Genomic DNA, 13400 nt, shown 5'->3' on the forward strand with positions numbered 1-13400 from the left:
CATGCTGCGGCTATTTTGTCTGATGATGGCGCTGGTGTTGGCACTGACCGCCAACAGCGCGATGGCGGCGGAGAAAATTCGCTATTGCGACTATCCGGTGTACCCGCCGATTTCCTGGAGCGACGGCAAACAGGTGCGCGGCCTGGCCCCCAGCGTGGTGAAAAACCTGTTTGGGCAACTCGGCTACGAGGTCGAGATGGTCGTGCTGGGCAACTGGAAACGTTGCCTGCTGGACGCCGCCGAAGGCCGGGTCGACGTGGTACTGGCCTACAGCACTGCGCAACGCGAACAAAGCATGCGGTTCTCGACGGTGCCGGTGTTGCGCGAAGAAGTCGCGCTGTTCATCAACCGTCAGCATCCGGTGAAGTTCGAACGTCTGGAGGACCTGGCGAATTACCGTGGCGGGCTGTTGTTCGGTGAAAGTTACGGCGTGGATTTCGACCGCTTTGTCGCCCAACACCAGAACATCGAATGGGTTTCCGACAGTAGCCAGAACTTCGGCAAACTGATTCGCGGGCGCATCGATTTCATCACCTCGGAACGGCGCACCGGGCAGCTTTACGTCGAAAACCTGCCGGGGGCGCAAGACATCGTTGCCTTGCCCAATGCCTTGAGCGTGGATTACCTGCGGATCGCGGTATCGCGCCGTTCACCGCTGGCCAGCCGCATGCCGGACATCGATGCGCAGCTCAAACGCATGGTCGATGCCGGGGAGATCGAGCGTTGGCTGAACGAAAGTGAAGTCACTTACCGCGACATGATCAACCTGCCGGCGAATGCACAATGATCCGCGCACGGCCCGGCGGACTGTTGCGGCGTCTGTTGCTGTTCATTCTGTCGTTCAGCCTGTGCTTCACCGTGCTGGCGAGTACCGTGCAACTGTATTTCGAGTACCGCCGCGAGATGCGCGACATCGACTCACGCATGGAGCTGATTCGCGCCGGATACCTGGCCAGTCTGGAACGTAGCCTCTGGGACCTGAACCAGGAACAGTTGAATGTGCAACTGCGCGGTCTGGTGGATTTCTCCGACGTGGCCCGGGTTCATCTGACCGGTCCGGACTTCGATCTGCTGCAAGGCAGCCCGGACCCGATCGGGCCGTTGCGCGTCGAGCGATTTGAACTGGACTATCAACCGCCGGCAGGTCCCGTGCGGCATCTGGGGCAATTGGAAGTCAGCACCGATTTGGGCGCGGTGCATCAGCGGCTGTTCGCCACCGGTTTGACCAGTCTGTTGTGGATGAGCGTATTTCTCTGCGGGTTGGCGGTGGCGCTGTCGGGACTGTTTTACCGGCTGGTCACGCGCCATCTGCAAGTCATGGCCGGGTTTGCCCGGCGCATCGCTGCCGGCGACTGGCATGAGCCCTTGCACCTGGACAAGAGCCGCGGCGCCCACGAAGACGAAATCGATACGGTGGCTCACGCCCTGGACGATATGCGCCGGGCGATCCTCAGTGACATTGATCGGCGCGAAACTGATCGTCTGGCGTTGCAAGATAACCGGGATGAACTGCTGAGAATGGTCGAGCGCCGTACCGCCAGCCTGATGCGCGCCAAGGATGAAGCCGAGGCGGCCAACCTCGCCAAGTCGCGGTTCCTGGCGACCATGAGCCACGAACTGCGTACGCCGCTGAACGGCATCCTTGGCATGGCTGAGTTGCTGCGCGGCGCCAGCCTTGATGAGCGCGACGGTAAACGTCTGGATGCGCTGTACAAGGCTGGCGAAGGGTTGCTGACGATTCTCAACGAAGTGCTGTATTTCGCCCGGCTGGAAGAGGGTGAAAGCCACCCGGAACCGGTCGATTTCTCGGTCCGGCAATTGCTCGACGAGGTGCTGACGCTGCTGGAACCGCGCGCGCTGAGCAACGACACGACACTGCACTGTCGCATCGATCCGCAGGTCGGCGACAGGCATCACGGCGCCGAGCAGTTTTTGCGTCAGGTGTTGAGCAACCTGCTGGCCAACGCGATCAAGTTCACCGAAGGCGGGCGGGTCAGCGTCGAGGTGACGCTACTGGCACAAGCCTCGGGCCAGAGCGGTCAACGGCTGCGTTTGAGTGTGACGGACAACGGCATCGGCATTGCCCCGGCGATGCAGGAGAAAATCTTCGAGCGTTTCACCCTGGCCAGCGAAGATGTCGCGCAACGGTTTGGCGGCACCGGCCTCGGCCTGGCCATTTGCAAACACTTGGTGGAGCAGTTGGGCGGGCGGATCGGCGTTGACAGTGAAGTGTGGCGCGGCAGTTGTTTCTGGTTTGAGCTGACGTTGCAACCGGCCACCGGCGTGACTGAAGTGGTGTCGAGCAGTGCACCGGGCCGGGCGCTCAATGTTCTAGTGGTCGAGGATGTGGCGCTGAACCGTGAAGTGGTCAGCGGTTTGCTGCAACGCGATGGGCATCAGGTGTGGCTCGCTGAGGAGGCCGAACAGGCGCTGACACTATGCGCGAGCCAGACCTTCGATTTGATCCTGCTCGATGTGCACTTGCCGGGTATCAGCGGTGTCGAGTTGTGCAAACTGATCCGCAGCAGCGCCGGCCCGAATCGCCATAGCCGGATTTTCGCCCTGACCGCCAGTGTGCAACCCGCCCTGGTGCGCGGGTATCTGGATGCCGGGATGGACGGCATTCTCGCCAAACCCTTGAAGCTGGAAAACCTGCGACAGGCGTTGGCCGGGCAGTCGCCAACTCCTGAGCCGCAGCACGATGACGATGCGATGGATTGGCCGTTGTTAGACACTCACCGGACCTTGCTCGGCGAACAGAAGGTTCAGGGCTTGCTGGCGGTATTGCGCAACTCGATCACTCAGCACCGGGACGCACTGACCGAGGCCATCGAGGCCGACGACTGTACCGAAGTCGCCCATCTGGCCCATCGCTTGGCCGGCAGCAGCGACTCACTGGGCTTTCGCGCATTGGCCAACGTGCTGCGCACGCTGGAAGAGGCGGCGCTGGTCAACGATGCGTCGGCGCTGCGAGTGCTGGCACCACGGGTGCATGAGCAATTGCAGCGTTCGCAACAGACGCTGGCGGACCTGTTGCACGCTTGATGTACAAGCCTGACGTACAAAAACGTTACGACTTTTTACATCTTTGATCGTTACGTTCAACGCGAACTTACATGGGTTTCCAATAATCGACACAACCGCCTCAGTGCGGTCTTCGAAGCTTATTGGAGATAATAATAATGAACTGCCGTAAAGCTGATCCTTCCCAGCGCCATGACGTCCTGTCATCCGCCGCGCACCTCGCCGACTACTGAGGTGCCGACATGAGTGAAACTATCGAACGCAAAGGCATACAACTGACCCGCGCCCTTAAAAGCCGGCACATTTTCATGCTCTCGTTGGGCGGCGTGATCGGCACCGGGCTGTTCATGGGCTCCGGCGTGACCATCAACCAGGGTGGTCCGGTGGGGGCGATTCTGGCCTATCTGGTTGCCGGTTTCCTGATGTACCTGGTGATGGTTTGCCTCGGCGAACTGTCGGTACAAATGCCGGTATCCGGGTCGTTCCAGACCCACGCGACCAAGTTCATCGGGCCGGCCACCGGTTTCATGATCGGTTGGGTGTACTGGATGAGCTGGGCCTCTACCGTCGGCCTGGAATTCACCGCGGCAGGGATGTTGATGGTGCGCTGGTTCCCCACCGTGCCGATCTGGTACTGGTCGGCGCTGTTCGTGGTTGTCCTGTTCGGCCTGAATGCCCTGGCGACCCGTGCTTTTGGTGAAGCGGAATACTGGTTCTCCGGGATCAAGGTCGCGGCAATTCTCGGTTTCATCGTGGTCGGCGTACTGGTGATCTTCGGCGCCATCCCGCTGACCAGCGGCGCACCAGCGCCAATGATGACCAACCTGATTGGCGACTCGTTGTTCCCCAACGGCCTGTCGGCAGTGTTCGCGGTGATGATGACCGTGGTCTACGCCTTCCAGGGCTGCGAGATCATGGGCGTGGCCGCCGGTGAAACCGATCAGCCGGAAAAAAGCATCCCGCGTGCCGTGCGCAACGTGGTGTTCCGGGTGTTGATCTTCTACGTGTTGGCGATCGTGGTGCTGTCGGCCATCGTGCCGTGGCAGCAGGCCGGGTTGATGGAAAGCCCGTTCGTGCAGGTGTTCGACATGGTTGGCATTCCCTACGCCGCCGACCTGATGAATTTCGTGATCCTTACGGCGATTCTGTCGGTCGGTAACTCTGGCCTATACGCCTCGACCCGCATTTTGTGGGCAATGTCGAAAACCGGCATGGCACCGAAAAGCCTGTCTCCATTGAGCAAGCGCGGCGTGCCATTGCGGGCGTTGAGCGTCACTTTGTGTTTTGCACTGGTTTCACTGATGACCAGTTTCGTCGCGGCCGACACGCTGTTCATGGTGCTGATGGCGGTGAGCGGCATGGCTGGCACCGTGACCTGGATCGTCATTGCACTGGCGCAGTACAAGTTCCGCAAAGCCTACCTGCGCGATGGTGGAAAACTCAGCGACCTGAAATACCGTGCACCGTGGTTCCCGCTGTTGCCAATCCTGTGCATCGCCTTGTGCTGCTCGCTGTTCGTGTTCCTGGCGATGGATGAAACCCAGCGTCCTTCGCTGTATTGGGGTTTTGGGTTCATGGCGCTGTGCTACGGCGCGTATTTCCTGATTCATCGCAAACGCCAAGCGGTGTTGGCGCCGACTCTGCCGACCATTTGATTCCTTTTATTAAGCACATTCCCTGTGGGAGCGAGCTTGCTCGCGATAGCGGTCGATCAGTCAACAGAGATGTTGAATGGGGTGCCGCCATCGCGAGCAAGCTCGCTCCCACAGTGGTTTGCGGTGCCCTGTCGCCAGTTGTTCAAAGTTGTAACAGTTCAGCTGTTGCAGAGCCAGAAAACAGAAAATAATTCAATAAAATCAATTATTTATAGAGTTAAAAAGGCTGTTACAGCCCATTTCTTCGCAGATTGCCGTCTTGCTGAACACTCGTTTAGTATGGCCTCAAGTCGCATCACCTCATGCCAAACACAATAATTCGAGGACTCGCATGACTACTCAATCTTCTCTGCTCAGTCAGGTCGAAGCAGGCGTTGCCTGGATCACCCTCAATCGCACCGCTCAGCGCAATGCGCTGGACATTCCAACCCTGAAAAATCTTCACGCCTTGCTGGACGGTTTTAATGCCGACCCTATGGTTCGGGTCGTCGTGCTGACCGGCAGCGGCCGCAGTTTCTGCGCCGGTGCCGACCTCGCGGAGTGGGCCGAAGCCGAAGCCCGTGGCGCACTGGAAAGCTATGGCTGGACCGAAACCGCCCATGCGCTGATGAGCCGGCTGTACAGCCTGGATAAACCGACCATCGCCGCCATCAACGGCACCGCCGTCGGCGCCGGGATGGACCTGACGCTGTGCTGCGACCTGCGCATCGCCGGGCAATCGGCGCGCTTCAAGGCCGGTTACACCAGCATGGCTTACTCGCCGGACGCCGGTGCCAGTTGGCATCTGCCACGCCTGATCGGCACCGAACAAGCCAAACGCCTGCTGTTTCTCGACGAGTTGTGGGGCGCCGATCGCGCCTTGGCAGCGGGTCTGGTCAGCGAAGTGTGCGCCGATGAACAGCTGCTTGGCGCCGCCGGTGAATTGGCCGCACGCCTGGCCGTTGGCCCGACCTTTGCGTTTGCCCAGACCAAGAAACTCATGCGTGAAGGCGCCCAGCGCAGCCTGCCAGAACAGCTGCAAGCCGAGCTGGCGGCGGGTTTGCTCTGCGGTCGCAGTGAAGACGGCGCCGAAGCTTTGCGCGCGGCCATGGAAAAGCGTTCGGCACAGTTTGTCGGCAAGTAGGCCCGCGTCGCTCATCTATTCAGTAAACGAACAACAGGTAGCACCATGAATTTCCAGCTGACCCAAGAACAAGAAATGTTGGTGGACGCGGTACGCAGCTTTGTCGCCAAGGAACTGCTGCCCCATGAAGAAGCGGTTGATCGCGCCGACGAAGTCTCCCCGGAGCTGGCGGCACAGATTCGCGGCAAGGCGATTGCGGCGGGTTTTTATGCCTTCAACATGCCTGAAGAAGTCGGCGGTGGCGGCCTCGATTACCTGTCGCAGGCGCTGATCGAACGTGAGCTGTCCAAGGTTTCCTGGGCGCTGCATGTGTTTGTCGCACGGCCGTCGAAAATCCTCATGGCCTGCACCGGCCAGCAGATCAACGATTACCTGCTGCCGTGCATTCAGGGCGAGAAGATCGACTGTTTCGCGTTGACCGAGCCGGGTGCCGGTTCCGATGCCAACGCGATCAAGACCCGCGCGGTGCGTGACGGTGATGACTTCGTGTTGAACGGCAGCAAGCACTTCATCAGCCACGCCGGGCACGCCGATTTCGCCATCGTTTTCGCGGTCACCGACACCTACGAACACAATGGCCGCCAGCGCAACGCCGTGACCTCGTTCCTGGTGGATCGCAACACTCCAGGCATGACCATTCGCCGTGGGCCAAGGTGCGTAAGCAACCGCGGTTATCACACCTTCGAGATGTTCTTCGACGACTGCCGCGTACCGGCGTCAAAGGTGCTGGGCGAAGTCGGCAAGGGCTGGGAAGTGGCCAACGCCTGGCTCACTGCCGGGCGGGTGATGGTTGCGGCGAACTGCGTCGGTCAGGCCCAACGCGCACTCGATGTGTCGCTGCAATGGGCGGCGGATCGCAAGCAGTTCGGCCAGCCGATCGGCACCTACCAAGGTGTGTCGTTCAAGTTGGCGGACATGGCCACGCAGATCCGCGCGGCTGAACTGCTGACCTTGCACACGGCGTGGAAAATGGATCAGGGCACGATGACTGACGGCGAGGCCGGCATGGCCAAGTTGTTCGCCAGTGAAGTGCTCGGTCGGGCGGCCGATGAGGCGGTGCAAATTTTCGGCGGCATGGGCCTGATGGATGAAGGTCCGGTGGAGCGTATCTGGCGTAACGCGCGGATCGAGCGGATCTGGGAAGGCACTTCGGAAATCCAGCGCCACATCATTTCCCGCGAGCTGCTGCGGCCGCTGTTGCGCTGATCGCCCCGGAGAATACCCATGTCCCAGACGATTCGTGACAACCTCAAACGCCTGCTCGCGCCGCGCCATCTGGCGTTTGTCGGCGGCCGCAGCATGGCCCGGGCCCTCAAGCGTTGCGCTGAAGGTGGCTACCTTGGGCAAATGTGGCTGGTCAACCCGCAGCATGAAAGCCTTGAAGGCGTGCCGTGCGTGCGCAACATCGCCGAACTGCCGTGCGGCCCGGACGCGGTTTTTGTCGCGACCAACCGTGATTTGACCCTGACCTGCGTGGCCGAGTTGGCCGCCAAGGGCGCGGGCGGGGTGATTTGCTATGCCTCCGGATTTGCCGAGACCGGCGCCGAAGGTCAGGCCCTGCAAGCGCAATTGCTCAAGGTTGCCGGCAACATGGCGTTGCTCGGGCCTAACTGCTACGGCTTGCTCGACTACCTGCACAGCTCGGCGCTGTGGCCGGTGGCCCATGGCGGCAAACCGGTAGAGAAGGGCGTCGCGGTGCTGACTCAGAGCGGCAACTTCGCTTACAACCTGTCGATGAGCGACCGTTCGCTGCCGGTGGCCTACATGGCCTCGGTCGGCAATCAGGCACAACTCGGTATTGCCGAATTGATGGACGTGTTGCTCGACGAACCTCGGGTTACTGCCATTGGCTTGCACCTGGAAGGTTTGAAAGACGTTCCAGGTTTCGCCCGCGCGGCGCACAAGGCGCTGGAGAAGGGCATTCCGATCATCGCTTTGAAAACCGGTGTATCGCAGATCGGTGCCGAACTGGCCCTCAGTCACACCAGCTCGCTGTCGGGTTCCGATGCGCTGTACGACAGTCTGTTTGCACGGCTTGGGGTGATCCGCGTCAGTGGCCCGGTGAGTTTCGTCGAAACCCTCAAGGCTGCGGCGTGCGGCAAGCTGCCGGCGGGCAACAGTCTGATCGCGCTGGCCTGTTCGGGCGGCGATGCCGGGTTGATTGCCGACTACGCCGAACGCAACGACCTGAGCCTGCCCAAGCTTGATGAAAGTCAGCGCGGCGAGCTGGCCGAAGTGCTGCCGAGCTACGCCAATCTGGTCAATCCGCTGGATTTCACCACGGCGATCTGGGGTGATGGCGACGCCTTGAACCGCATGCTCGACAGCGCCCTGCGTACCGAAGCCGATGCAGCGATGCTGGTGCTGGATTACCCGGCGGAGTTCACCGGCGAACGCAAGGAATGCGACCTGCTGCTGGAGTTGTACTGCGCGGCGTTGGTCCGACACGGCAAAACCGGTTTCGTCACTTCGGCCTTTCCCGAACTGCTGCCGGCCAGTGCTCGCGAGCGATTGCACGCTCAAGGCGTGGCGGCGTTGCAAGGCGTGGAGGATGGACTGGCCGCGTGGGGACGCATTGCCGGTTATCAGCGCAATCGTCAGGCGTTGCTGGCGCTCGGTGAAGCGGCGCTGGTGCCGTTGTGTCCGCAGGCACTGGACGGCGAAGGCCGCTTGCTCAATGAGTGGGACTCCAAACAGGCGTTGCGAGCCTTCGGCCTACCGACTCCGAACGGCGTGTTGAGCACCCCGGACCAGGCACTGAATGATGCCAATGCGCTGGGTTATCCCTTGGTGTTGAAGGCGCTCAGCGCGCAACTGCCGCACAAAACCGAAGCCGGCGCCGTGGCGCTGAACCTCAAGGATGGCGCGGCCTTGAGCGCAGCGCTGGAAAAGATGCGCGCCAGCATTGCCGATTACGCGCCGGATGTACCGTTCGATCGGGTGCTGCTGGAGCCCATGGCTACATCGCCATTGGCCGAACTGATTGTCGGCATCAAGCGTGAAAACGACTTCGGCCTGGCCTTGGTGATCGGTGCTGGCGGGATTTTGGTGGAGTTGCTCAAGGACAGCCGCAGCCTGCTGCTGCCGACCACCGATGGCGCGATTCGCGGGGCGTTGTTGAGCCTGCGCAGCGCCGCTTTGCTGCAAGGCTTTCGCGGTCGCGAAGCGGCGGACCTGGATGCGTTGGTGGCGGCGATCCGTGCCGTGGCCGATTACGCCTGCGAGAACGCCGGACAGTTGCTGGAACTCGATGTGAACCCATTGTTGGTCGGTGCCTATGGCACGACTGCGGTCGATGCGTTGATTCGCCTCGGCCACAAGTGAGGATATGAACATGCAAACCACAACTTTGACCGGCGGCCAGGCCCTGGTACGCCTGCTGGCCAACTACGGCGTCGACACCGTGTTCGGTATTCCCGGGGTGCACACCCTGGAGCTGTATCGCGGCTTGCCCGGCAGCGGCATTCGCCACGTGTTGACCCGCCACGAGCAAGGCGCCAGTTTCATGGCCGACGGCTATGCGCGGGTCAGCGGCAAACCCGGCGTGTGCTTCATCATTACCGGCCCCGGCGTGACCAACGCCGCGACCGGTATCGGTCAGGCCTATGCCGACTCGATTCCAATGCTGGTGATTTCCAGCGTCAACCATACCGCCAGCCTCGGCAAGGGCTGGGGTTGCCTGCACGAAACCCAGGACCAGCGCGCAATGACCGCGCCGATCACCGCGTTCTCGGCAGTGGCGTTGAGCGCTGAGGATCTGCCTGAGTTGATCGCCCGTGCCTACGCGGTATTCGACAGTGAGCGACCACGCCCGGTGCATATTTCCGTGCCTTTGGATGTGCTGTCGGCGCAAGTGACCCGCGACTGGAGTCATGAAGTGGTGCGTCGTCCAGGTCGCGGCGTTCCGGCAGCTACTGCGCTGGATCAAGCCGTGGCCAAGCTGCAGGCGGCCAAGCGTCCGATGATTATTGCCGGCGGCGGTGCACTGAACGCGGCGCAGGAACTCCAGAGCCTCAGCACTCGACTGGCTGCGCCGTTTTTCACCAGCGTCGCCGGTAAAGGCTTGTTGCCGCCGGATGCACCGCTCAATGCTGGCTCGACCCTGTGTGTTGAACCCGGCTGGCAATTGATCGCCGAGGCCGATGTGGTGCTGGCGGTTGGCACTGAAATGGCCGACACCGATTTCTGGCGCGAGCGTCTGCCGCTGAACGCCGAGCTGCTGCGCGTGGACATCGACCCACGTAAGTTCAACGACTTCTATCCGTGCGCGGTGGCGTTGCACGGCGATGCGCAACAAACCCTCGCAGCGTTGCTTGAGCGTCTGTCGCCCACCACGCGGGATGCCGGCGCGTCGATTGCCGCCGTCGCTGCATTGCGAGAAGCAGTGAGGGCCGGCCACGGTCCGTTACAGTCGATCCATCAGGCGATTCTTGAGCGTATCGCCGCCGAGCTGCCGGACAACGCGTTCATCAGCACCGACATGACCCAACTGGCCTACACCGGCAACTACGCCTTCAATAGCCTGGCGCCGCGCAGTTGGTTGCATCCGACCGGCTACGGCACCTTGGGTTATGGCTTGCCGGCGGGCATCGGCGCCAAGTTCGGCGCGCCGCAGCGGCCCGGATTAGTGCTGGTCGGCGACGGCGGTTTTCTCTACACCGCGCAGGAACTGGCGACCGCTGTCGAGGAACTGGACAGCCCGCTGGTGGTGCTGCTGTGGAACAACGACGCGCTGGGGCAGATTCGTGACGACATGCTCGGGCTGGATATCGAGCCGATTGGCGTACTGCCGCGTAACCCGGATTTCGCCGCCCTTGGCCGTGCCTTTGGTTGCAGCGTGAGCCAGCCGCAGAGTCTGGCTGAGTTGCAAACCGACTTGCGCCACGGCTTCAAGCGCAACGGCGTGACCCTGATCGAACTCAAGCATGCGTGCGCGCACTGACTTTCAGCCTGACTTGCAAACATTGTTGCGGGGCTTTTTTTAAGGGGATGGAGCCATGCGCTTTTCCGATCTGACTCAACGTATCGCCGGTGACGGCGCCGCCGCCTGGGACATTCATTACCGTGCACTGGCGCTGCAAGAACAGGGTGAAGACATTCTGTTGCTGTCGGTGGGCGACCCGGATTTCGATACCCCGGTGCCGATCGTGCAGGCGGCTATCGACAGCCTGTTGTCCGGCAACACTCACTACGCCGAAGTGCGTGGCAAACGCGCCTTGCGCGAAAGCATCGCCAAGCGTCACCAGCTACGCAGCGGCCAGCAGGTTTCGGCCGATCAGGTCACCGTGCTGGCCGGCGCGCAGTGTGCGCTGTTCAGCGTCGCCCAATGTGTGCTGAACCCAGGCGATGAAGTGATTGTTGCCGAGCCGATGTACGTCACTTATGAAGCGGTGTTCGGTGCTTGCGGTGCGGTGGTGATTCCAGTGCCGGTGCGCTCGGAGAACGGTTTTCGGGTACTGCCCGAAGACGTCGCCGCACGCATCACTCCGCGCACTCGGGCGCTGGCGCTGAACAGCCCGCACAACCCGTCGGGCGCCAGTCTGCCGCGCACCACCTGGCAGGCGCTGGCAGAGCTGTGCATCGCCCACGACCTGTGGCTGATTTCCGATGAGGTCTACAGCGAGTTGCTGTTCGAGGGTGAACACGTCAGTCCGGCCAGTTTGCCGGGCATGGCCGAGCGCACCGCGACGCTTAACAGCCTGTCGAAATCCCACGCCATGACCGGCTGGCGAGTCGGTTGGGTGGTGGCGCCACAATCATTGGCAGCGCATCTGGAAAACCTAGCGCTGTGCATGCTTTACGGCTCGCCGGATTTCGTTCAGGACGCCGCTGTCGTCGCGCTGGAAAGCAACTTGCCGGAGCTCGCAGCCATGCGCGATGCCTATCGCCAGCGCCGCGATCTGGTGTGCGAAAGCCTCGCCGATTGCCCCGGCGTGCGCCCGTTGAAGCCTGATGGCGGGATGTTCGTGATGGTCGATATTCGCGAAACCGGGCTCAGCGCCCAGGCATTTGCCGATCGCCTGCTGGACCGCCATGGCGTGTCAGTGCTGGCCGGTGAAGCGTTTGGCCCAAGCGCCGCCGGGCATATTCGGTTGGGACTGGTGGTGGGAGCGCAACCGTTGCGCGATGCCTGCCAGCGGATCGCCCGTTGTGCCCGTGAACTGATGGAGGCTCAGGTCCATGCATAAGCACACGACGCTGTTTATTGATGGACGCTGGCAAACACCGTCAGGGCAAGGCATTGCCGAGGTGATCAACCCGGCGACTGAGGAAGTGGCCGGTGTGGTGCCGCTGGGTGATGAACGCGATGTCGAGAACGCGGTGGCCGCCGCACGTCGGGCCTTCGGACCCTGGTCACGGACGCCATCCAGCGTACGCGCCGGATACATCCGCGCACTTGCCGATCAGTTGCGTACGCGGGCCGACGAAATGGCGGCGGTCATCACCGCTGAATTGGGAATGCCGGTGCAGTGGTGCCGTTCGGTTCAAGTGGATGGACCGATCATCGGGCTGGAGCAGTACGTCGAACTCGCAGGCCTGATGGATGAAGTGCGCGAGGTCGGCAATTCGCTGGTCATTCGCGAGGCGGTAGGGGTTTGCGCCTTCATCAATCCGTGGAATTACCCGCTGCATCAATTGATCGGCAAGCTCGCACCGGCGCTGGCCACCGGTTGCACGGTGGTGGTCAAGCCGAGTCAGGAAACCCCGCTGCACGCCTTTTTACTGGCGCAGATGATCGAGGCCATCGGCTTGCCGGCCGGGGTGTTCAACCTGGTTAGCGGGCCGGGTTCGAAGGTCGGTGAAGCGCTGGCCAAGCACACGGACGTGGACATGGTGTCGTTCACCGGCTCCACCGGCGCCGGCGTGCGAGTGGCGCAAGCGGCGGCACCGTCGGTGAAGCGCGTCTGCCTGGAACTGGGCGGCAAGTCGCCGTTGCTGATTGCCGAGGACGCGGACCTGGCCGCAGCGGTGCGCTACGGCGTGCAGGACGTGATGATCAACTCCGGGCAAACCTGCACCGCGTTGACCCGCATGTTGCTGCCGGCCAGTCGTTACGCCGAGGCGGTGGAACTGGCGCGGGCAGAAACCTTGAGCCTGTCCATGGGTGATCCGCTCGATCCGCAAAGTTTCCTCGGGCCGATGTGTTCGGCAGCCCAACGGCGCACCGTGCGTGACTACATTCAGGTCGGCCAACAAGACGGTGCACGGCTGGTGTGTGGCGGCGACACGGCGCAGGCGTTCGAGCGTGGTTACTACGTCAGCCCGACGCTGTTCGCCGATGTCGACAACCGGATGCGCATCGCTCAGGAAGAAATCTTCGGCCCGGTGCTGTGCCTGATTCCTTACGCCGATGAAGCGCAAGCGATTCAGATCGCCAACGATTCACCGTTCGGTCTGTCCAGCGGTGTCTGGGCCGGTAGCGCTGACCGCGCCTTGCAGCTGGGTCGTCAGTTACGGGCGGGCCAGTGCTTTCTCAATGGTGCGGCGTTCAACTATCAGGCGCCGTTCAGTGGTTACAAACAATCAGGCAACGGTCGCGAATGGGGAGAAGAAGGGCTTGCCGAGTTCGTCGAAGTGAAGGCGATCCAGGTGTGATC

At 61.8% G+C, this 13400-nt stretch carries 9 protein-coding genes; all 9 read left to right on the forward strand.

The window, feature by feature from the left end; translation table 11 throughout:
* Window position 1: 1 nt before the first annotated feature.
* The 9 genes from BK659_RS08300 (at window position 2) to BK659_RS08345 (ending at window position 13398) form a co-directional block, all read left to right on the forward strand.
* Window positions 2-787 (forward strand): substrate-binding periplasmic protein, encoded by a 786-nt coding sequence (locus BK659_RS08300; RefSeq protein WP_123424595.1) that lies wholly within the window; start codon window positions 2-4, stop codon window positions 785-787.
* Complete coding sequence (locus tag BK659_RS08305) at window positions 784-3045, forward strand: ATP-binding protein (protein ID WP_123424596.1); 2262 nt, start codon at window positions 784-786, stop codon at window positions 3043-3045. Before BK659_RS08300 ends, BK659_RS08305 begins: the two co-directional genes overlap by 4 nt.
* A 221-nt stretch (window positions 3046-3266) precedes the next feature.
* Complete coding sequence (locus tag BK659_RS08310; protein WP_123424597.1) at window positions 3267-4679, forward strand: amino acid permease; 1413 nt, start codon at window positions 3267-3269, stop codon at window positions 4677-4679.
* A gap of 331 nt (window positions 4680-5010) precedes the next feature.
* Window positions 5011-5802: an enoyl-CoA hydratase/isomerase family protein gene (locus BK659_RS08320; protein ID WP_123424599.1), complete on the forward strand. Its 792-nt coding sequence runs from the start codon at window positions 5011-5013 to the stop codon at window positions 5800-5802.
* Between the two features lie 45 nt (window positions 5803-5847).
* Window positions 5848-7008 carry an acyl-CoA dehydrogenase family protein gene (locus BK659_RS08325; RefSeq protein WP_123424600.1) on the forward strand — a complete coding sequence of 387 codons (1161 nt, stop codon included), beginning with the start codon at window positions 5848-5850 and terminating at the stop codon, window positions 7006-7008.
* 18 nt (window positions 7009-7026) lie between these two features.
* Entirely contained in the window at window positions 7027-9126 is a 2100-nt protein-coding gene (locus tag BK659_RS08330) for an acetate--CoA ligase family protein (protein WP_123424601.1), read from the forward strand.
* 10 nt (window positions 9127-9136) lie between these two features.
* On the forward strand, window positions 9137-10744 hold the full coding sequence (locus BK659_RS08335; protein ID WP_123424602.1) for a 5-guanidino-2-oxopentanoate decarboxylase: 1608 nt from the start codon (window positions 9137-9139) through the stop codon (window positions 10742-10744).
* A 55-nt stretch (window positions 10745-10799) separates the two neighbouring features.
* Window positions 10800-11990 carry a pyridoxal phosphate-dependent aminotransferase gene (locus tag BK659_RS08340; RefSeq protein ID WP_123424603.1) on the forward strand — a complete coding sequence of 397 codons (1191 nt, stop codon included), beginning with the start codon at window positions 10800-10802 and terminating at the stop codon, window positions 11988-11990.
* The gene (locus BK659_RS08345; RefSeq protein WP_123424604.1) at window positions 11983-13398 is read left to right on the forward strand and encodes an aldehyde dehydrogenase family protein; all 1416 of its coding nucleotides are present in this window, start codon (window positions 11983-11985) and stop codon (window positions 13396-13398) included. Before BK659_RS08340 ends, BK659_RS08345 begins: the two co-directional genes overlap by 8 nt.
* Window positions 13399-13400: the final 2 nt, after the last annotated feature.

Origin of the sequence: Pseudomonas brassicacearum (genome assembly GCF_003732225.1) — a bacterium.
Taxonomy (GTDB): Bacteria; Pseudomonadota; Gammaproteobacteria; order Pseudomonadales; family Pseudomonadaceae; genus Aquipseudomonas; species Aquipseudomonas brassicacearum_E.